Origin of the sequence: Mycolicibacter algericus DSM 45454 (assembly GCF_002086455.1) — a bacterium.
GTDB lineage: Bacteria > Actinomycetota > Actinomycetes > Mycobacteriales > Mycobacteriaceae > Mycobacterium > Mycobacterium algericum.
In genome coordinates this window covers 14,497-33,406 of record NZ_MVHC01000034.1, presented here as the reverse complement: position 1 = coordinate 33,406, position 18,910 = coordinate 14,497, and the positions used below count along the sequence as shown (strand labels likewise).

Below are 18,910 nucleotides of genomic sequence, written 5' to 3'. Positions count from 1 at the left end.
TGGAAACCAGCACTGAACGCCTTCGCGATCACCTTCGCCGACCGCATGCCGGGAAGCGAAACCAACTAACCGAAGATGCCACTTACACCGTTAATCTGACGGACCCCCGTTAACTTTGCGTGCGGGTGAGTCGGATTTCGGGTGGTCCGCGGTGTCTGATGTTCTTGTGGTGTAGGTCTTTTCGCGGGAATTTGGTGCTGGCTGCTCGTTTGGTGACGCGGGGGTAGGTGCGGTGGCGTCTGGGCGGGTTAGGCCGTTGGAGGATCTCGGCGAGGGCGTGGCGCATGCAGATGGCCAGACGGTCAGGGGGAAAATCCCGCCTGCCCGGTGATGTGGCGGCGGACGATACGCAGGGTACGGATGAATGACATCCGTAGTGGGTCGAGCCCGTCGGGGTCGGTGGCCTCATGCATCAGTGCGCGGATCGCGTAGTGCGTGAGCAGCAGTGCCCAGATCTCTTGGCGCACCATCTCGGGGCTGTGTGAACGCAGCACTCGGTAGCTGCCGCGTTGGCGGGTTTCGATTTCGGCGAGGCTGGATTCGAATTCCCAGCGTTGGTGATACGCCGCGGCGAGTTCGGCGGCGCTGAGGCGTTCGGGGTCAAGGATGGTGGTGATCAGTCGGATCGGCGATCGGTCGTCGCTGTCGCGGTTGGCGATGTCGTATTCGATGACCCGTACGGTGAGGCCTTGTGGGACGGTGGCCAGTCCGCGGGCTTGGTGGCGGCGGATGCGTTGCCGTTCGATGGTGGTCAGCAGCACGCTCAGATACGAGCCGTCGACCAGTTCGGTCACCGGGTGCAGTGTCAAGCCCGACTGGACCCGCCAGAGCAGGTCGGCGCCGGTGGCGGCGGCCTCTTGCCAGAATTGGTGGCTGTAGAACCCACGGTCGGCCAACACGAGCATGCCGGGCTCGAAACTGGCCAGCAGCGGACGCGCCAGGTCACGCTCATCGACATGGACCCCACCAAGATGGGCGTCGATTACGGCATGGGTGCCGCATTCACCCAAGCCGAGCACTTTCACCTTCGGGTAGGGACCATCGAGACCCTTGCTGGCGCCGCGACCGAACTCCTCGTCGTTGTCGGCGGTGTCGGGAACGTCAAGTTGGATACCGTCGATAGCCATCACCCGCAGATCGGCCAGCCAGGCACCCGGGTTGCCCGCACCGGCAAGCGGCCGGGCCACCCGCTCATAGAGTTCGCGCAGCGGCCCGGCGCCGAGTCGGGCCCGGGCTTGGCACAGCGCCGAGGAGGTGGGGACCTGCCAGCCATCGTCCCAGGAACGCAGGAAGCGCAGCCCCTCGATGAGTTTGCGCATCACTTCTTCGTAGGCATCGTCGAAGAACAAGGTCATTGCCAACACGAAGTACACGACCACCCGGGCCGGCAGCAGACGGTGGCGGCGCTCGACCTTGCCGGTGTCAGCGAGTACCTCATCGACAAGATCGCGGTGCACCAGCCTGGTCAGCACACCCAAGCCGATCCGGTCGGTCATCCGGTCCGTTCGACCGCAAGCGCCACCTCGATTTGTGTCGGCCACGAGTGTTAATCGTACGTGAAATACATTGCAGCACAAGACGTCTACAAGACATTCTCAGCACCGAGAACCGCCCCGGCCACCACATCACCTTCACTGGATCAGGCCATAAACATCGATCAAAGACGCTTAGCCACAGTAGATTACGACACAGAAATACCTTGAACTGCGGAAACGCCTAAGTTAACGGCATTGCCACCAGACCCAGGGCGATTCAAACAGCTTACGCTTTGAGTGGCCCGGCTTGGGTAATGGCCGGAAGTGCTTGTCCGCCAGGAAAAGAACCCGGCGCACACTCGATGGCGACACCCACACCCGGTGCAGGTAGGAGCCGCGGTGGGCCAGCTTGCGATGCGAGCGGTCGGTCTCGCCCCACTCGTCGAACAGGGCCAGGATTTCAGCGGCCTCGTCGTCGAGCAACCCGTGCATGGGTGATCCGCCTGGCGCCTTGTCGGCCAACTGCCCCAGGGCACGGCGGGCGATCCAGCGGTGCGCGCGGACCTCGCCGAGCTCGAGTGCATGGCAGGCCCGCCGTAGGGTCCAGCCGGCGCCGAGCGCCTCGTCGAGCAGGCCCAGCAGCGCTGTCTTGGTGGCCGCATCGACTCGGCGTGGGACCTGGCCACTTAGCCCCAGCGCTCTTTTCCCTCGATGAGCGTCAGCCGCACCGCCATCTCCTTGAGCGCCTCGGACAGCCGTGCATTCTCGGCCTTGGCGGCCTCCAGTTCGTAGTCGCGCTGTTTGGCGACCGTGCCTGGTTTGGAGGCGGCCAGTGCGGCCAGCGCCCCCTCCTTGGCGACGGTGCGGATGCGCATGATCGTCGTGCGGTCCACCTGATGCTCGACGGCGGCCTCGGCGATGGTGACCTCCTGGCGCACCAACTGCAGCCAAATCTCGTACTTCTTCGGCGGGGCCAGGAACCGCTTCGCGCGCCTGCCCCCACGGGGTGTTTCGGACATGACCAGATCCTCCGAGAGCGTTCGAAGAACCCGTCGGATGTTGTCTGATCGACACGCCGATCTCTATCGCGAAGTCAGGCGCAAAACACCCTGGTTGAGGCGGCCTGGGGCACGGTGCCGGGATTGCTGATGCTTGCTGCACGTAGGCCCGTCGGATCGGCGCAGCCGCCAGGTAGATTCCCAGTGTCCGGGTTCAGAACCGTACCCGAGCGTGAACGGACGACCGCCGGTTCGCACTGGTGAGGGCTCTGGGCGCAGCGGCAGACCGTTGGGAACTTAGACTTGTCGTCATCTTTGGGGTGACGCAGCGGTTCAGGTGTCAGTTTACGTCGTAAGCCAGCCCACGTCAGCCGCGGTCTCCCGCGACGTCGACATCGCTGGGGTGGGCGGCCAGTGGTACCACCTGGATATTCATGTAGGCGAACAACGGTAAGCCGGAAAGAATCTCGTGCAGCTCGTCATTCGAGGCGACGTCGAAGATCGAGATGTTGGAGTACTCCCCGACGATCCGCCAGAGGTGCGGCCATTTGCCCGACCGCTGCAGCTCCTGCGAGTACGCCTTCTCCCGGGCCACGATCTCAGTACGAACCTGTGGATCGAGGTCGTGCGGGATCCGAACGTCCATCCTCACGTGGAACAACATGGCGGCCTCAGTCCTACACCGGGTCGAGGACGAAGTCGTAAGTCACCTTGTAGCTGCCGTCCGGCTGCGGCTTGGGGTCGAGCATCAGCTCCGGCTTCACCGCGGAGGCGACGTCGTCGGCGTTGTGCGGATCACCGGGGAAGTACAACTGGCCGGTGACCAGCTCTTGGCCGGGCGCCGACACCTTGAAGTGGATGTGGGCCGGGCGCCAGGCGTGCCAGCCGGCCGCGGCGATGAGTTGGCCGCAGGCGCCGTCGGTGGGGATCATGTAGGGCTTGGGTTTGATCGTGGCGATCCGGAACTTGCCGTCCGGGCCGGTCGAGAAGCTGCCCCGCAGGTTCCACTGCGGAAGTCCCGGCGCGTACTGCGAATACAGCCCGTCGTCGTCGGCGTGCCAGACCTCGAGCTTGGCCGCCAACGGCGAGCCGTCGAGCGAGGTGATGGCCCCCTCCCACACCAGCCGGTCGCCCTTTTCGTCCTCGCGCATCGGCATGGCGGCGTCGGGGCCGAGCTCGGGGGCGTCGGGCACGTAGTAGGGCCCCTCGATGGTGCCCTTGTTGCCCTTGCGGTGCGCGGTGGTCACCTCCTCGAGCGCATGTTCCACCCACACATCCAGGAACAGCGGCCATTCACCGTCGTGGCCGACCTTGATCAGCCAGGCCTTGAGCGCGTTGTACTCCGGGTAGGTGACCTGATGCCGGTGGATGGTCCCGCGCACCGCGGCGAGCACCTCGCGCGCCAGCATGTCGACGCGTTCCTTCGGAGTGTCCTTGACCGCCTCGAAGCCGCCCTTGTCGAGGGCGAACCGATCGCTGGCCGCCTTACCCGAAGCGGCGGCAGTGGGCTGCGGCCCATCCACTGTGGTCATCACTTCTTCTCCTCGGTTACTCAGCAATCGGTCCGGTAGTGCGCGAGCTTGTCGGGGTCGACTTCCACCCCGAGACCGTTTCCGGGCGGTACGTGCAGCACGCCATCGCGGATCTGCAACGGCTCGGTCAACAGATCGTCGCTCATATCCAGGAAGTTGGAGAGCTCGCCGGCACGCCGCGCGGTGAGCTGATACGCCGCGCCGAAGTTCACCGCGCAGGCGGTGCCCAGCTGACCGTCGATCTGGTTGCCCAACACCACTTCCAGCCCAAGTCCCTCGGCCAAGTGGTGCACCCGCTGCGACCCGGTGAAGCCGGTTCGCGCGGTCTTGATGGAGATCGCGGTCGCCGACCCGGCCAGAATCTCCCGCGTCACGTCGGCCGGGGTGGGCACCGACTCGTCGGCGATGAACGGAACATCGAGGTGACCGACCAGCCAACGCCGGCCCAGCACGTCGTCGGCCGGGCACAGTTCCTCGGCGAACAGCAGGTCCAGGTCGGCCATCTCCTTCATGGCACGCAGCGCCTCTGCGGGCGTCCAGCCGCGGTTTCCGTCGACGTAGAGCTCAATTCGGTCACTGAAGCGCTCCCGCAGCGCCCGGACCACCGCGGTGTCCAGCGACACCGGCCGCCGGCCCACTTTCACCTTGAAGGTGGTGATGCCGTATCTGTCCCGCATCCGTTCAGCTTCGGCGACCATCGCGGCGGGTTCGTCGAAGCCGAGCATGTGGCTGACCCGCATCCGATCGGTGAAGCCGCCGAGCAGCTCGTTGACCGGTAGCCCGAGCGTGCGGCCGAGGGCGTCCCAAATCGCCATGTCCACCGCGGCCTTGGCGGCCGGGTTGCCGACTGTGCGCACCAACCGGGCGACGACGGTCTCGCGCTCCAGCAGCGTCAGCCCGACCAGCTGGGGAGCGAAAATCTGCTCGATCACCGCGACGATCCCGGCCTGGGTTTCGCCGTAGGTGAAGGGCCGCGGCGGCGCCTCGGCGACCCCGACGATCCCGTCGTCGGTGTGCACCCTCACCAGTACGTGTTGCGCGACATGCACCTCACCGGAGGAGAACTTCAGCGGTTTGACGTAACGAATGTCGAAGGGAATCGCTTCCAGCGCAGTGATTTTCATCGGACGACCTCCGGTTCCAGCACGGGGAAGGCGTTCTGGAGCACGTCCCGGACGGCCTCGACCACCGGAGAGTCCTCCGCACTGCGCCAGGCCAGCGCCAATTCGATGGTCCCGGCATCCAACAAGTCGCGGAACACCACACCTTCCAACGGCAGCCGCCGTGCCGACTCAGGCACCACCGCAACCCCGAGCCCGGCCGCAACCAGCGCCAACAACACCGCGGTACCCGGGGCCACGTGATCGCGCTGGGGCACGAAACCGACATTTCGGCAGGCTCGTAATACCGCATCGTTGACGGCCGATTCCCGGCTCTGGTAGGCCACGAACTGCTCGTTGCGCAGATCCGCCAACGACACCACCGGCTCGACCGCCAGCCGGTGGTCAACCGAAATCGCCAGCGCCAGCGATTCGACCGCGATGGCCCGCAGCTCCAGCCCCTCACCGACGGCCGGCGGCCGCAGCACTCCCAGATCCAGCGCTCCGGAACGCAGTGCGTCGCAGTGCGCCGGGGTGAGCAGGTCGGCCTGGATCTCCAGGTCAACGCCGGGTAGCTCGGCCTGAACCATGCGGGCGATGCGCGGTAGATGCGACAGCGCGGCGGTGCCGGTCAGGCCCAGCCTGATCCGGCCGCTGCGCCCCGCGGCGACGCGCCGCACACCGCGCACGGCGTCGTCGACATCGCCCAGAATCCGGGCCACCTCACCTTGCAGATACTCGCCGGCGGGGGTGAGCGAGACCTGCCGGGTGGTCCGGTTGAACAGCGTGGTGTTCAACTCGGCTTCGAGCTGCCGGATCGCGTAGGACAGGGCGGGTTGCGCGACGTGCAATAGCTCAGCGGCCTGGCCGAAATGGCAGGTCTGGGCCACCGCGGCGAAATATCGTAAGTGACGTAGCTCCATGGTCGTTCTCTCGCACTCGCTCTAATGTCAGATCCGGCCGTAGCCGGCGTCACACTCAGCGTATGACCGTCATACATAGCGGACAAGAACCTATTTTCCTTGTATTGATAAACCCAAATGATTAATCTATACCCGATCCAGGACTAGGCATTTAGCCGGTGTGACGCCCACCACCCAGTGCGAGGGTTGAAGCACCAACTTCCTGGAGGTACCCATGACCGCACCAAGCACCACCAAGCTGGCTCGCCTGGCCGGCGCTCTCGACGATGCGGTTATCGAGGACCGTGAGGCCGGCATCTACCGGGTCAACCGCCGGGTCTTCACCGACCCGGAGATCTTCGAGCTGGAGATGCGCTACATCTTCGAGGGCAACTGGGTCTACCTGGCCCACGAGAGCCAGATCCCCAACCCCGGCGACTACTTCACCACCGATATCGGCCGCAGCCCGGTGGTGATCACCCGCGACAAGGACGGCGCACTGCACTGCCTGATCAACGCCTGCGCCCACCGCGGCGCACTACTGTGCCGACGCAAGACCGACAACCGCATGACGTTCACCTGCCCGTTCCACGGCTGGACCTTCCGCAACGACGGCAGCCTGCTCAAGGTGAAACTGCCCGAAGGCGCCGGCTACCCGGCGAACTTCGGTACCGACAGCTCGCACGACATGACCAAAGTCGCGCGCTTCGAGAACTACCGTGGCTTCCTGTTCGGCAGCCTGAACCCGGACGTGGCACCGCTGAGCGAATACCTCGGTGACGCGACGAAAGTCATCGACCTGCTGGTCGACCAGTCTCCCGAAGGCCTGGAGGTGCTGCGGGGCACCTCCACCTACACTCTGCATGCCAACTGGAAAGTCCAGATAGAGAACGGCGCCGATGGCTACCACGTGACCTCGGTGCACTGGAACTACGCCGCCACCACCTCCCGGCGCACCACCGGAGACTCCGCCTACGAGACCAAGGTGCTCGACGCGTCCAAGTGGGCCGCGGAGGGCGGCGGCTACTGGTCCTTCCCCAACGGCCACATGTGCCTGTGGACCTACGCGTCCAACCCGGAGGACCGGCCACTGTACGGCGAGATCGACCGACTGCGGGCCGAGCACGGAAAAGCCAAGGGCGAGTTCATGGTCGCCGGCTCCCGCAACCTGTGCCTATACCCGAACGTCTACCTGATGGACCAGTTCTCCACCCAGATCCGCCGCATCCGGCCGATCTCCGCCGACCGGACCGACATCACCATCTACTGCATCGCACCCAAGGGGGAAAGCCCCGAGGCCCGCGCCAACCGCATCCGCCAGTACGAGGACTTCTTCAATGCCACCGGCATGGCGACCCCCGACGACCTGGAGGAGTTCCGCTCCGTCCAGCACGGGTTCCACGCCGAGCGCGCGCCGTGGAACGACGTCAGCCGCGGCGCCGAACATTGGATCGCCGGACCGGACCCCGTCGCCGAGTCCCTCGGCATGCACAACGTCATCTCCTCGGGGATCAAGGCAGAGGACGAAGGCTTGTTCGTCGTGCAGGACCAGTATTGGCTGGAGGCCATGCGCGACGCCCTGGCGAAAGAGCAAGCCTTGGAACTGGCCCGGGGGCAGGCCGTTTCGGCCGTCGCCAATGGAAGCCACCCGACTCCCTGCGGGCACTGAACGAAAGCAGTGAACATGACCACCACCGAAACCACCCGGACCAAGCTCATCACCCAGAACGCCATCGAGGCATTCCTCTACCGCGAGGCGCGCTACCTCGACGACCGCGAGTTCGAAAAATGGCTGGAGTGCTACGCCGACGACGTCGTATTCTGGATGCCGGCATGGGACGTCGACGACCGGCTCACCGAGGACCCCCAGACCGAGATCTCGCTGATGTACTACCCCAACAAGGGCGGCCTACACGACCGAGTCTTTCGCATCCGCACAGAACGGTCTTCAGCTACTTCACTTCCCGACCCGCGCACCAGCCACAACATCACCAATGTGGAGGTTATCGAACGCCGCGGCGACGTGGTCGACATCCGATTCAACTGGCACACCATGTACTACCGCTACGAGCAGGTCGACCGGTACTACGGGACCTCGTTCTACACCATCGACTTCTCCGGCGAGCAGCCGCTGATCCGACGAAAGACCGTGGTGCTCAAGAACGACTACATCGACCACGTCGTGGACATCTACCACATCTGAAGGACTCCGAAATGACCGTCACATCGGGCACGGAAACGCCGGCCGACCCCACCGAGCAGGGGACGCTGCACCAGGTCGCCCTCGGGTTCGAAGACGGCGTCACCCGGTTCGTCAGCTGCGCCGGAGACCAGACGATCGCCGGTGCCTCCTACCGTCAGCGAGTCAACATCCCGGTGGACTGCCTCGACGGCGTGTGCGGCACCTGCAAAGCGTTCTGCGAGTCCGGAACATACGACCGCGGTAGCTACCTGCCCGATGCCCTCTCCGAAGAGGAGGCGGCGGCCGGTTACTGCCTGCCGTGTGTCATGAAGCCGCGCTCGGACGTCGTCCTGCAGATCCGCAGCACCTCCGAGGTCGCCAAAACCCAGGCCACCTCTTATTCGGGGACCCTGGTTGAGCTCACGCGGTTGTCGGCGACCACCATGGCGATCGCACTGGAGATCCCGCGCCGGGCGGAGTTGACGTTTCTGCCGGGCCAGTACGCCAACATCGCGGTACCGGGTGCGTCGGCGACCGAGACGGTGACCCGGTCGTACTCGTTCAGCAACGCGCCCGACGACGAGCGGCTGACGTTCCTGGTGAAGCTGACCCCCGGTGGGGTGATGTCGACCTACCTCACCGAGCGGGCCGCGGTGGGCGACCGCATCGAGTTCACCGGTCCGCACGGGTCGTTCTTCCTGCGCGAGACCGAGCGCCCGGTGCTGTTGCTGGCCGGTGGCACCGGCCTGGCGCCGCTGCTGGCGATTCTGCGCAAGCTCCGCGACGATGGCAGCCGCCGCCGCGCCCACCTGATCTACGGCGTCACCAGCGACGAGGACCTGGTGGAACTCGATACGCTGGCCGAACTCGCCACGGGCCTGCAGGGTTTCAGCTGGGACTACTGCGTGGCCGACCCGAACAGCACCGCACCGCACCGAGGACCGGACAAGGCGCACGTGATGAGCCTGATCGCACCCGAACACCTCTACGACGCCGATGTCGCCACCTACGTGTGCGGTCCCCCGCCGATGGTCGAGGCGGTGCGCAAACACCTCACCGACGCAAACATCCCGTTACGGGGCTTCTACTACGAGAAGTTCGCCCTGGCCGTCCCCGGCGCCAAGACCCCCGATGCGGGCGCCCCAGCCGCGCCGGGCCGCCCGGCCGCGCCGCCCGAAGAGCTGCTGCCGGCCGCCGACGCGCGGGCGGTCATCGGCCAGGTCATGCTGCCGGAAGCCACCATCGAGCCGTGGCCGGACGCGGTGGTGACCAGCGCCGAAGATGACACCGCTCGTCGGCTCCTCGACCAGTTGCTCCACCCCGCGAATCCCGATTCCGCGGCAGCAGCGCCGCTCGACGAAGACAGCGACCTGATCATCGCCAGCGGCGCGCGGTCGGTCATCGGCCAGGAGCTTTTCGGGGCCGCGACGACACCCGAAACCAGCCCGACACCACCGGCCGGACCGCCACCGCCACCGCCACCGACCGTCGCCCCCGACGGCTACCAGATCGGCGAGGAGCACCCCGCGGTGCACGAATCCGATGCGCTGTTCGAGGCCCGCGAGGCACTCGAACTCGGTGCCGTGGAGCTGACCTTGGGGCGGCTGACCAGTCAGCAATTGACCGGCTATCGACTGTTGGCGGAGTCGACCCTGCCCTATGTCGACGGCGACCGACTCGTCGACGCAGTCCAGTACACCGAGACCAACGCCGCATTCCACGAGTACCTGTTCACCCTGACCGGCAACGACCACCTGCTGCAGGCCTACCGGGCACTCGGTGTCAAGGGCCGCATGGGCGAGGTGCTGCGCAACGCGACCTGGTGCCACCCGCTGTGCGTGCAAGACCACGTCGACATCGTGGCGGCGTTCGAGGCCGGCGACCGTGCCGGCGCCCGGGCCCTGATCTCGGCGCACGCCGACCGGGCCAAGCAGACCATGCGCCGCGCTATGGCCGACGCGCTGGCGCAGCGCCAGCCGCGCTTCGTCTCCCCCGGGCGCTTTGCCGACAAGGTGGTGGTGGTCACCGGTGCCGCGCAGGGTATCGGCGAGCGCACTGCCCGGCGGATCAACGCCGAGGGCGGGACACTGGTGCTTGCCGACCGTTCCGGACTGGTCGTCGAGTTGGCTCGGGAGCTCACCGACCAACCGGTCGCCGGCGCCCCGGAGGCACTGGCGGTCACCGTCGACCTGGAGCATCCCGAGGACGCGAACACCCTGGCACGGCAAGCCCTTTCGCGGTTCGGCCGCATCGACGTGCTGATCAACAATGTCGGCGGCGCGATCAACTTCAAACCGTTCACCGAGTTCAGCGGCGCCGAAATCCGCGCCGAACTGAACCGCTCGCTGCTCCCCACGCTGTTCGCCTGCCGCGCGGTGTTGCCGTCGATGATGGCCCGCGGACGCGGCGTGATCGTCAACGTCTCATCGGCGGCCACCCGGGGCATCAATCGGATCCCGTATTCGGCGGCCAAAGGCGGCATCAACGCGATCACCGCGTCGCTGGCGATGGAGTACGCCGATACAGGCATCCGGGTCTGCGCCACCGCGCCAGGCGGTACGCAGGCACCACCGCGCCGAATCTCCCGCGGCACACCGGAACTCCGCAACGACGTCGAGCAGGGGTGGTTCCAGGCACACATCGACCAGACCATCGACTCCTCACTGCTCAAGCGCTACGGCACCCTTGACGAGCAGGCCGCCGCGATCTGCTTTCTGGCCTCCGATGAGGCGTCCTACATCACCGGCACGGTACTTCCGGTCGCCGGCGGCGATCAGGGCTGACGACAGCGAGCGGTCCGGCAGCGTCTCGGTGCAGTCCCGCCGTCATTTCGCGCCATACCTGCTTTACTTCTGTTGATGGTCCCCACGGCGTGCATCGGGCGTGATCGAGAGCTGGCCGAGCTGGCCGGGCGCTTGGATGCCGTCCCCACCCGCGGCGCCAGAATGCTGCGGATGGTCGGCCCGCCCGGAATCGGTAAGACCGCGCTGCTGCGCCGCCTCGCCCAGTTGCACGACGGTCCGGTGCACTGGGCGCAGGCTGTGGAGTGGGAGACCTCCACACCCGCCGGAATATTGCGTCAGCTGCTACAGGACTCGGCACCGATCGACCCGGTCGCCGCCGCGGCTTGGCTGATCGATCGAATCAGCGGTGACGACCCGGCGCTGATCGTGGTCGACGACGCCGAATACGCCGACTCGACCTCGCTGCAGGCGCTCAGCACCGCCGTTCGGCACCATCGCGAGGTGTCGCTGCTGGTGCTGCTCGCTGTGACGACACCGACTCCCCTGCTGTCCGGGCTCGACACCAACGAGATGCACCTGGCCGGGCTGAATTCCGCGGCGGTGGCCGAACTGGCCAGACTGCGCGGCAGGTTGCTGCACCCAGTGATGGCCGAACAGTTAACCCGCCACACCAGCGGCAACCCACGTGACGCACTGGCCCTGCTCGACGAACTCCCGGCCTCGGTATGGACACACCCGGATGCCCCGCTGCCCGCCCCGAGACACATCACCGCCGAGGTGCGCGCCCTGCTGGACCGTTGCTGCCGGGATACCCGCCACCTCATCGAGGCGCTGGCAGTTCTATCGACGGAGGAATCACTGGATACCGCAGCGCAGTTGGCTGGATCGGAGGACCCGCTCAGCGCGATCGATGACGGTGTCGCCGCCGGGCTGATCAACGTGACGGCACCACACCGGCCCCGCCTGACCGATCCGCTGACCGCTGCGGCGGTCTTCGAGATCATGGGTGTTCGCGCGGTGGCCGCAACGCACCGCCGGGCCGCCGAGATCGTGGTCGATCCGGTCCGCCGGCTGCGCCACCTGGTCGCCGCCACGCCGACGACCGCGCCGCAGCTGGCCGACCGGGTCGAAGAACTGGCGAACGACCAGGCCGCGGCCGGAGCATGGGCCGAGGCGGCACACCTGTTCCGTGACGCCAGCCGGCTCACCGCCGATCCGCTGCTGCGCGACGAACGGTTCACCCGGTCGGTGGACGCTCTGGTGGCCGCCGGCGACTGCGCGGGCGCAGCCGCGCTGGTTCCGGTGGTGGAGAGCCTGCGCGAGACCCCGCTTCGCAATGCTGTGCTGGCCTATCTGGCCATACTTCGTGGCCGGGCGGCCGAGGCAGAAGTCCGGCTGCGCCGCGCCTCCGACATCGTCAACGCCGAGCGTGACCCGGCGACGGCCGCCCTGATCGCCCAGCGTTACGTACTGAACTCACTGATGCGTTGCCGCGGAGAAGAACTTGTCGGCTGGGCGGATCGTGCGTTGGCGCTCGCCGGCCACGAGTCGCCAGCCGGAATCGAAGCCGCAGCCATCCGCGGGCTGGGGCTCGCGTCGTCGGGACGATCCCGCGAGGCGGCCGCCGCCTACGACGACCTCGGCGCGCGAATCGGGTATGGGGCGCAGGCGCAACGCGTCAAAATGGGACACGGCTGGTTCCAACTCGGCATGGACGATGTCGACGGCGCCCGCAGCAACCTGGAGAGCGCGGTGGCGCTGGCCGAGCTGGGCGGTTCAGCGCGGATCACGCTGTGGGCGACCGCCTGGCTGGCGCGGGTTCAGTTCACCGTCGGCGACTGGGACCGGGCGTTGCACAGCGCTCGGCGCGGCCGTGAGCTGGCGGTGAGCACGGGCATCGTGCTGGTCACACCGCTGCTGGCGTGGACCGAGGCGCAGGTGCATGCGCTGCGGGGGAACTGGCAGGTCGCCACGGCGGCGGTGTCGGCGGCGGACGCGGCCACCGGTGACTACGAGCTGATGCGGCTGCCCGCGCTGATCGCACGGGCCACGGTCGCGGAAGCCGAGGCCGATCACGCTGCCGTGCGGCGAGTGCTCGAACCATTGGCCAGGGCGTCGTGGGATCCCGCGATGCACCAGCCGGCGTTGTGGCCATGGGTCGACATCTTGACCGGTGCGCTGGTCAGCGACGGGCAACTCGATGCTGCCGAAGCACTGCTGCGGTCGCACGAACGGCTTTCCGGAACGCATCGATCTGCGAAAGCGCGGCTGCGCAGCGCACGCGGCAGGCTACTCGGGGCAGCCGGCGACCTCGCCGCAGCACGGCGGTCCTTCGACGAAGCCCTCACCTTGCTGGACGGCTTGCCGATGCGGTACGACCTTGCCCGGGTCAACTTCGCCTACGGGCAGACGCTGCGCCGCGCCGGGAAGCGGCGTGACGCAGACACGGTGATCAGCACCGCGCAGGAGTTGTACCTGTCTTTGGGGGCGCGCACTTTCGTGGACCGGTGCGAGCGTGAGCTCAAAGCCGGCGGGGTACACCAGCTTCGCGGCCCGCGCAGATACACCGAGCTGACTCCGCAGGAGGAGTCAGTGGCATCCCTGGTGGCCCAAGGCCACTCGAATCGCGAGGTGGCCGCTGAACTCTATATCTCACCGAAGACGGTGCAGTATCACCTGACTCGGATCTATACCAAGCTCGGAGTGCGGTCCCGATCCGAATTGGCGGCGCTGCGCCGATGAAACCACCTTCGCTCTGACCTGGAACCCTTCAATAATTGATATCATCAATTATTGTACGGTACATTTACGCCCGTACATGTCCGTAAGGAAGCCGTCTTGATATGGAGGATCTGGTGGACCTCAGCGACAAAGTTGCGATCGTCACCGGTAGCGGGCAGGGCCTCGGGCTTGCCTACGCTAAAGAACTGGCACGCTACGGCGCTGCCGTCGTCATCAATGACGTCAACCATGAGGCGGTGGACCGGGCCGTTACCGACGTCATCGCAGCGGGCGGTCGTGCCGCCGACGTCGTCGCACCCGTCGGCGACGGCGCCAGCGCCCGGGAATTGGTGGCCGCCGCGGTGGAACACTTCGGCCGTCTCGACGTGATGGTCACCAACGCCGGGATTCTGCGCGACAAGGTGCTGTGGAAGATGACCGACCACGACTTTGACGCAGTGATCGACGTCCACGTCAAGGGCACCTTCACCTGTGTCCGCGAGGCGGTGCACCGGTTCCGCGAGCAGGGCGACGGCGGACGGATCATCTGCATCGGCTCCCCCGCCGGGCAGCGCGGCAACTTCGGCCAGACCAACTACTCCGGTGCCAAGGCGGCAATCGTGGGCATGGTACGGACCTGGGCGATGGAGCTGCAGCGCGCCGGGATCACCGCCAACGCCGTGATCCCGGTCGCCGCAACGGCGATGACCGAGACCATCGGATTCCTGGCGCCCTACATCGCCTCGATGAAAAACGGCGAGCCACTGCCGGAGATCATCCGGCGCGAGGTCGGGATGGGCGCCCCCGAGGACGTCGCCGGGCTGGTCGCCTTCCTGGCCTCCGACGCAGCCGCCGAGATCACCGGGCAGGCCATCGCCATCGGCGGCGACCGGCTGGGCCTGTGGTCCCACCCGACGCTGACCGTCACCGCCTTCCAAGACGGCGGGTTCTCCGCCGACGACATCGCCGCGCAGTGGCCCACCACGTTCGCCGACCACCTGGAGTCGGTCGGCGAGGAATTCCCCGCCGAGCTGGTGGGCAAATGAGCGCCTACACCTACGGCATCGACTTCGATGCGATCGCGGCCATCGACATCCACACCCACGTCGAGATCGACGGCTGCGGGCACCGGTCGATGGACGACGAGTTGATGGCCGCCTCGGAGAAGTACTTCAAATCCGGCGCCGAGCGCACGCCGACGATCCAGGCAATCGCCGAGCACTACCGGGCCCGGAACATGGCCGCCGTAGTGTTCACCGTCGACGCCGGCGCCGCCACCGGTCACGCGCCCAACTCTGTCGAGGAGATCGCCGAGGTGGCCGCGCAGCACAACGACGTGCTGATCCCGTTCGGCTCCGTCGACCCATGGCAGGGCAGGGCCGCGGTGCGCCGGGCGCGCCGGCTAGTCGACGAATTCGGAGTCAAGGGCTTCAAGTTCCACCCCAGCATGCAGGGCTTCGAGCCCAACGACCGCCGGTTCTACCCGCTCTACGAAGCGCTCACCGAGGCGGGTGTTCCCGCGCTGTTCCACACCGGCCAGACCGGGATCGGCGCGGGACTGCCCGGCGGTCATGGCATCAAGCTGCGGTATTCGGATCCGATGCTGCTCGACGACGTGGCCGCCGACTTCCCCGACCTGACCCTGGTGCTGGCCCACCCTTCGGTGCCGTGGGTGGATGCGCAGATCTCGATCGCCACCCACAAGGCCAATGTCTACCTCGATCTGTCCGGGTGGTCGCCGAAATACTTTCCGCCCCAGCTGGTCAGGGCCGTCAACGGGATGCTGCGCCACAAGGCGCTGTTCGGCTCGGACTTCCCGGTGATCCAGGTCGACCGCTGGCGCGCGGACTTCGCCGACCTCGAGATGAAGCCCGAGGTCACCCCGCTCATATTCAAAGCCAATGCCCTTCGGGTACTGGGCATCACCGACTGACAGGGACGGCCCCATGACCGACGAGAACCACACAACACACCTGGCCACCCTGGCCGATCTCGCCGGCCACGTCGGCCAGCCGCTGGGCACCAGTGCCTGGCTTCGCATCGAGCAGGACCGGATCAACACCTTCGCCGACGCCACCGACGACCACCAGTGGATCCACGTCGACGTCGAGCGGGCCAACGCCGAGAGCCCGTTCGGCGGTCCGGTCGCGCACGGCTACCTGGCCCTGTCGCTGATCATTCCGCTGTGGACGCAGGTGCTCCGCGTCGACAGCGTCACCACCGCCGTCAACTACGGGCTCAACAAGGTGCGGTTCACCAGCCCGGTCCCCGCTGGTGGCCGGGTCCGGCTGGCCGCGGCGCTCAAGGAGTACCGGGAGCTGCCGAAGGGCGACGTACAGATCGCCGTCGAAGGGATCATCGAACTCAAGGGCAGCGAGCGTCCGGCGGTGGTGGCCGAGGCCATCTACCGCATGCTCGAATGACGAGCCGGTAGGGTGTCGCCGGCGAGAGGAGTTGCGATGGGCCGTCGACGAATGATCGAGGACGACCTGGGATTCCTGCTGGCCCGGGCGAGCGCGCTGCTGGTGAGGTCGAGCAACGAAGCGCTTGCGCCACTTGGCCTCAAGGTGCGGGCGTACAGCGTGCTTTCGGTGGTCTGCGACGACCCCGGCGGCGTCACCCAACGCGCCCTCGCCAACGACGTGGGCCTGGACCCGAGCCAGATCGTCGCCCTCGTCGACGAGCTGGAGGGCCGGGGCCTGGTCACCCGCACCGTTGATTCCAGCGACCGGCGCAACAAGCTGATCGTCGCCACGAAAGACGGCCAGAAGCTCTGTGCCAGGGCGCAGCAGCGCACCGCCGAGGCCGCCGCGGCCCACACCGCAGCCTTCACACCGCAGGCGGTCGAGCGAGTACGGAAAATGCTGAGCCAGATGGTGTTTCCCCAATCCGACGAGGCGGCCGGCTGATCCTCAGCCGGCGAACCGGGCCCGGAGCTCGCCCTTGAGAATCTTTCCGGTTCCGTTGACGGGCAGTTCGTCGAGCACCATCAGCGAAGCGGGCAGCTTGTAGCGCGCCAGCCGATCGCCGAGGAACGCATCGAGTTCCGGCTTGCCGACCGCGCAACCGTCGGCGAGCACGACCGCGGCACAGCCCACCTCGCCCCACTTGTCGTCGGGCACCCCGAACACGGCGCAGTGCCGCACGCCGGGCATCTCCAGGATCGCGTTCTCGACCTCGGCCGGGTAGATGTTCTCCCCACCGGAGATGATCATGTCCTTGATCCGGTCGACCACGGTGATGTATCCCTCGTCGTCGCGCACACCCACATCACCGGAACGGAACCAGCCGTCGGCGCCGAACGCCGATTCGGTCGCTTCGGGGCGATTCCAGTACCGGCGCATGACGTTCGGGCCGCTGATCTGGATCTCGCCACGCTCCCCCGGCGCAGCTTCGGTGTCGTCGGCGGTCACCACCCGCACGTCGGTGAAGAAGTGCGGCACGCCCGCACTGCCCAGCTTGCGCCCGGCCTCGGCCGGCCGCAGTACCAGCGCCCCGGGACCGGTCTCGGTGAGTCCGTAGGCCTGGCACAGCGCCACGCCGCGGGTGGCATAGGTGCGCAGCGTGCGAAGCGGAACCGGTGCGGCGGCAACGATCCAGCGCCGGATCGAGCCGAGGTTGGTGTCGCCCCAGTGCGGGTGTTCGCTCATCGCGTCGAGCATGGTCGGCACGCTGAACGAGTAGGTCACGCGCTCACGTTCGATGACGCTCAGCGCCCGGCCCGCGTCGAAACTCTCCTCGATCACCACAGTGCCGCCCTTGAGCACGGTCGGCAGCGCCACGAAATTGAGTGCGCCGGTGTGGAACATGGGGGCGGCCACCAGCGACACCTCGTCGCTGCACAGATCCAGGTCGATGATCGGGTTGAGCACCGCGAACAGCACGGTGTCATGGCTGAGTACGACACCCTTGGGGTATCCGGTCGTTCCGGAGGTGTACATGATGAAGCACGGGTCGTCGCGCTCCACCGTGATGTCGATGGCCTCGGCACCCGATGCCGCGATGATCTCCTCGTAGCCGACCGCGCCGGGGCCCGGTTCGTCATCCAGGACCACGCGTGTGGGGACCTGCGCCGCCTGCGCAGCCGGCAGCGCCACGTCAGTCAGCGCACCGGCGTGAATCAACACCCGTGCGCCCGAATCCCGAAGTGCATAGGCGACTTCCGCGGACGCCAGCCGAATGTTCAGCGGGACCAGCACCGCGCCGAGCAGTCCGGCGGCGAACAGCCCCTCCAGATACGCCGGATGGTTGGTGCACAGCAGCGCCACCCGATCGCCTTGTCCGACGCCGAGCGCACGCAACCCGTGGGCCAGTCGCGTGGCCCGCTCGGCCAGCTCACGGTAGGTGTAGCGGTGCTCACCGAAGACGATCGCGGTGGCGTCCGGAGTCTGCCGGGCCCGACGGAACGGCCACGAGCCAACACCCTGGTTGAGCATGAAGTCTTCCTCCGTTCCGGCGCGGGAACCCCGTCATATGACCATAATCATCAATCGTTGATTTTTCCAATGGTTTTAGACGATCCGTCGGTTCTTGACGCACGCTGTGATGAAATCTGCATTCATCTTCAGTGAACACTGATTCACGGAACTTGAATGTTAGCTCAGATACCGCGCCGACCACCGGAAACCCGACCCAGGGAGACCCCCGTGACCAGCTACGAAGACATCACCTACGAGATCGACGGCCCCGGAAGGCGTTCTGCACCGGCGGCGACGTCAAGCAGCGCGCCGAGACCGACAACTACGGCCCCGCCGAGAGCGGCATGTTCGAGATCGGCTACCTGCGCAAGCTGATCCGCGACATCCCGAAGCCGGTGATCGCCGCGGTCAACGGTGTCGCGGTCGGCGGTAGCCACGTGCTGCACGTGCTCTGCGACCTCTCGATCGCTTCGGAGAACGCGAAATTCGGCCAGGTCGGCCCGCGGATAGCGTCTTTCGACGCTGGCTTCGGCTCGGCGTTTCTGGCCAGAGTCGTCGGCGAAAAACGGGCCCGGACATCGCCCGCACCTTCCTCGACTACTGCATCGCCGAACACCTGGCGGGTGAACTGACCGCGGCGCGCGCCGCCAAACTGAAGTGGTGGACCACCGACCTGCAGCTACGTACCGCGGACCGCTGCCTGCAACTGTTCGGCGGTTACGGTTACATGCGCGAGTATCCGGTGCCCCGGGCGTTCGTCGACGCCCGCATCCAGACCATCTACGGTGGCACGACGGAGATCATGAAGACGATCATCGCCAAGGATCTGGGGCTGTGA

At 66.7% G+C, this 18,910-nt stretch carries 16 protein-coding genes and 2 pseudogenes; 10 read left to right on the top strand and 8 right to left on the bottom strand.

The window, feature by feature from the left end; translation table 11 throughout:
* Positions 1-302: 302 nt before the first annotated feature.
* From BST10_RS19795 to BST10_RS19765, 7 genes are all read right to left on the bottom strand, one after another.
* The gene (locus tag BST10_RS19795) at positions 303-1,496 is read right to left on the bottom strand and encodes an IS4 family transposase (protein WP_083040136.1); all 1,194 of its coding nucleotides are present in this window, start codon (positions 1,494-1,496) and stop codon (positions 303-305) included.
* A 225-nt stretch (positions 1,497-1,721) separates the two neighbouring features.
* Positions 1,722-1,997 carry a helix-turn-helix domain-containing protein gene (locus tag BST10_RS19790; RefSeq protein WP_205277404.1) on the bottom strand — a complete coding sequence of 92 codons (276 nt, stop codon included), beginning with the start codon at positions 1,995-1,997 and terminating at the stop codon, positions 1,722-1,724.
* Between the two features lie 164 nt (positions 1,998-2,161).
* Positions 2,162-2,494, bottom strand: a complete 333-nt coding sequence (locus BST10_RS19785) for a hypothetical protein (RefSeq protein WP_083040134.1) — start codon at positions 2,492-2,494, stop codon at positions 2,162-2,164.
* 346 nt (positions 2,495-2,840) lie between these two features.
* Entirely contained in the window at positions 2,841-3,137 is a 297-nt protein-coding gene (gene catC, locus BST10_RS19780; protein ID WP_083040132.1) for a muconolactone Delta-isomerase, read from the bottom strand.
* A 13-nt stretch (positions 3,138-3,150) separates the two neighbouring features.
* A complete protein-coding gene (gene catA / locus BST10_RS19775; protein ID WP_083040130.1) occupies positions 3,151-4,005 on the bottom strand; it encodes a catechol 1,2-dioxygenase in 855 nt (284 codons plus the stop codon).
* Between the two features lie 20 nt (positions 4,006-4,025).
* Positions 4,026-5,129 (bottom strand): mandelate racemase/muconate lactonizing enzyme family protein, encoded by a 1,104-nt coding sequence (locus BST10_RS19770; protein ID WP_083040128.1) that lies wholly within the window; start codon positions 5,127-5,129, stop codon positions 4,026-4,028.
* Positions 5,126-6,028: a LysR family transcriptional regulator gene (locus BST10_RS19765; protein ID WP_083040126.1), complete on the bottom strand. Its 903-nt coding sequence runs from the start codon at positions 6,026-6,028 to the stop codon at positions 5,126-5,128. The genes BST10_RS19770 and BST10_RS19765 overlap by 4 nt, the downstream gene beginning before the upstream one ends.
* Positions 6,029-6,242: 214 nt before the next feature.
* Here BST10_RS19765 and BST10_RS19760 point away from each other — a divergent pair, with 214 nt between their 5' ends.
* The 8 genes from BST10_RS19760 (at position 6,243) to BST10_RS19725 (ending at position 16,563) form a co-directional block, all read left to right on the top strand.
* The gene (locus BST10_RS19760; RefSeq protein ID WP_083040124.1) at positions 6,243-7,676 is read left to right on the top strand and encodes a Rieske 2Fe-2S domain-containing protein; all 1,434 of its coding nucleotides are present in this window, start codon (positions 6,243-6,245) and stop codon (positions 7,674-7,676) included.
* Positions 7,677-7,691: 15 nt separating this feature from the next.
* Entirely contained in the window at positions 7,692-8,210 is a 519-nt protein-coding gene (benB, locus tag BST10_RS19755; RefSeq protein ID WP_083040122.1) for a benzoate 1,2-dioxygenase small subunit, read from the top strand.
* Positions 8,211-8,221: 11 nt separating this feature from the next.
* Positions 8,222-10,972 carry a benzoate 1,2-dioxygenase electron transfer component BenC gene (benC, locus tag BST10_RS19750; RefSeq protein WP_083040120.1) on the top strand — a complete coding sequence of 917 codons (2,751 nt, stop codon included), beginning with the start codon at positions 8,222-8,224 and terminating at the stop codon, positions 10,970-10,972.
* Between the two features lie 75 nt (positions 10,973-11,047).
* Entirely contained in the window at positions 11,048-13,675 is a 2,628-nt protein-coding gene (locus BST10_RS19745) for a helix-turn-helix transcriptional regulator (RefSeq protein ID WP_083040118.1), read from the top strand.
* A gap of 113 nt (positions 13,676-13,788) precedes the next feature.
* Entirely contained in the window at positions 13,789-14,700 is a 912-nt protein-coding gene (locus BST10_RS19740) for an SDR family NAD(P)-dependent oxidoreductase (RefSeq protein ID WP_083040138.1), read from the top strand.
* Positions 14,697-15,587, top strand: a complete 891-nt coding sequence (gene couO, locus BST10_RS19735) for a 4-hydroxyphenyl-beta-ketoacyl-CoA hydrolase (RefSeq protein WP_083040116.1) — start codon at positions 14,697-14,699, stop codon at positions 15,585-15,587. Before BST10_RS19740 ends, couO begins: the two co-directional genes overlap by 4 nt.
* 13 nt (positions 15,588-15,600) lie before the next feature.
* On the top strand, positions 15,601-16,077 hold the full coding sequence (locus tag BST10_RS19730) for a MaoC family dehydratase (RefSeq protein WP_083040114.1): 477 nt from the start codon (positions 15,601-15,603) through the stop codon (positions 16,075-16,077).
* A 36-nt stretch (positions 16,078-16,113) separates the two neighbouring features.
* Positions 16,114-16,563 carry a MarR family winged helix-turn-helix transcriptional regulator gene (locus BST10_RS19725; protein WP_205277405.1) on the top strand — a complete coding sequence of 150 codons (450 nt, stop codon included), beginning with the start codon at positions 16,114-16,116 and terminating at the stop codon, positions 16,561-16,563.
* Positions 16,564-16,566: 3 nt separating this feature from the next.
* Here the strand turns inward: BST10_RS19725 and BST10_RS19720 are convergent, their stop codons facing one another.
* A complete protein-coding gene (locus BST10_RS19720) occupies positions 16,567-18,090 on the bottom strand; it encodes an acyl-CoA synthetase (RefSeq protein ID WP_083040110.1) in 1,524 nt (507 codons plus the stop codon).
* A 254-nt stretch (positions 18,091-18,344) separates the two neighbouring features.
* Here BST10_RS19720 and BST10_RS19715 point away from each other — a divergent pair.
* Positions 18,345-18,647, top strand: a pseudogene (locus tag BST10_RS19715) (enoyl-CoA hydratase-related protein); the annotation flags it as partial.
* A pseudogene (locus BST10_RS19710) lies at positions 18,647-18,910 on the top strand (acyl-CoA dehydrogenase family protein); the annotation flags it as partial. The pseudogenes BST10_RS19715 and BST10_RS19710, both read left to right, overlap by 1 nt.

Excerpts from the sequence above, each read along its gene's own strand:
- BST10_RS19720 (WP_083040110.1), bottom strand. The coding sequence starts at position 18,090 with ATGCTCAACCAGGGTGTTGGCTCGTGGCCGTTCCGTCGGGCCCGGCAG.
- couO (WP_083040116.1), top strand. The coding sequence starts at position 14,697 with ATGAGCGCCTACACCTACGGCATCGACTTCGATGCGATCGCGGCCATC.
- BST10_RS19745 (WP_083040118.1), top strand. The coding sequence starts at position 11,048 with ATGGTCCCCACGGCGTGCATCGGGCGTGATCGAGAGCTGGCCGAGCTG.
- catA (WP_083040130.1), bottom strand. The coding sequence starts at position 4,005 with ATGACCACAGTGGATGGGCCGCAGCCCACTGCCGCCGCTTCGGGTAAG.
- BST10_RS19725 (WP_205277405.1), top strand. The coding sequence starts at position 16,114 with ATGGGCCGTCGACGAATGATCGAGGACGACCTGGGATTCCTGCTGGCC.
- BST10_RS19785 (WP_083040134.1), bottom strand. The coding sequence starts at position 2,494 with ATGTCCGAAACACCCCGTGGGGGCAGGCGCGCGAAGCGGTTCCTGGCC.
- BST10_RS19795 (WP_083040136.1), bottom strand. The coding sequence starts at position 1,496 with ATGACCGACCGGATCGGCTTGGGTGTGCTGACCAGGCTGGTGCACCGC.
- BST10_RS19770 (WP_083040128.1), bottom strand. The coding sequence starts at position 5,129 with ATGAAAATCACTGCGCTGGAAGCGATTCCCTTCGACATTCGTTACGTC.
- BST10_RS19765 (WP_083040126.1), bottom strand. The coding sequence starts at position 6,028 with ATGGAGCTACGTCACTTACGATATTTCGCCGCGGTGGCCCAGACCTGC.
- catC (WP_083040132.1), bottom strand. The coding sequence starts at position 3,137 with ATGTTGTTCCACGTGAGGATGGACGTTCGGATCCCGCACGACCTCGAT.
- benB (WP_083040122.1), top strand. The coding sequence starts at position 7,692 with ATGACCACCACCGAAACCACCCGGACCAAGCTCATCACCCAGAACGCC.
- benC (WP_083040120.1), top strand. The coding sequence starts at position 8,222 with ATGACCGTCACATCGGGCACGGAAACGCCGGCCGACCCCACCGAGCAG.
- BST10_RS19730 (WP_083040114.1), top strand. The coding sequence starts at position 15,601 with ATGACCGACGAGAACCACACAACACACCTGGCCACCCTGGCCGATCTC.
- BST10_RS19760 (WP_083040124.1), top strand. The coding sequence starts at position 6,243 with ATGACCGCACCAAGCACCACCAAGCTGGCTCGCCTGGCCGGCGCTCTC.